This window comes from Bartonella sp. MR168JLCBS, from assembly GCF_042194175.1.
In genome coordinates this window covers 1-630 of the sequence record NZ_JBHIMP010000484.1, presented here as the reverse complement: position 1 = coordinate 630, position 630 = coordinate 1, and the positions used below count along the sequence as shown (strand labels likewise).

General features: G+C 39.2%; 1 protein-coding gene and 1 pseudogene. Both read right to left on the bottom strand.

Going from position 1 to position 630, the window contains the following annotated elements; all coding sequences use genetic code 11:
- Positions 1-172: pseudogene (locus ACFIK8_RS12175) on the bottom strand (ribonuclease III); the annotation flags it as partial.
- A partial coding sequence (gene lepB / locus ACFIK8_RS12170; RefSeq protein ID WP_375669579.1) for a signal peptidase I occupies positions 153-630 on the bottom strand: 478 nt, incomplete at its 5' end. The gene lepB and the pseudogene ACFIK8_RS12175, both read right to left, overlap by 20 nt.

Here is a 630-nt window from a genome sequence, read left to right as displayed (position 1 = left end):
TTTCCGCAATTAGAAGCCCAAGAACCCGATCACCCAAAAATTCCAGCCGTTCATAATTCCCCTGTTCTGAATCTTGCACACTAGAATGTGTTAATGCTTTTCTTAATCTCTCTTCATCTTTAAAGTGATGCTCCGTCAATCTTTCAAGCTGATCAATTATTGGACAATTCATCATTGATCTCCTGCTTATTAAGCGGCAAATCATAAACGGTATTAATAAAAGAAAACAAACGATTCCAACGCACATCAAACGGCCAACGCCAAATCTGCCAAGCACTTGAACCATTACTGATAGAGAAAAAAATCAAACTTGCTCGACCAATAAGATTTTCCTCTGGAACATACCCCACATCCAAACGACTATCATCTGAATTGTCACGGTTATCACCCATCATAAAATAATGCCCCGATGGAACTTCAAAGACCTTTGTGTCATCAACTTGCGGGATAAAAGCTAACTCAAGCGTATCGTAACTAACACCATTAGGCATTGTCTCGCGATAAACATCAACAGGGTAATTGACCTCCGTTATATCAGAATCATCAATCTTCCCCATAAAATGACGTGAAACAGCCTCATCATTAATATAAAGAACGCTTTGACGAATTTGTATACGATCACCCGGTAAC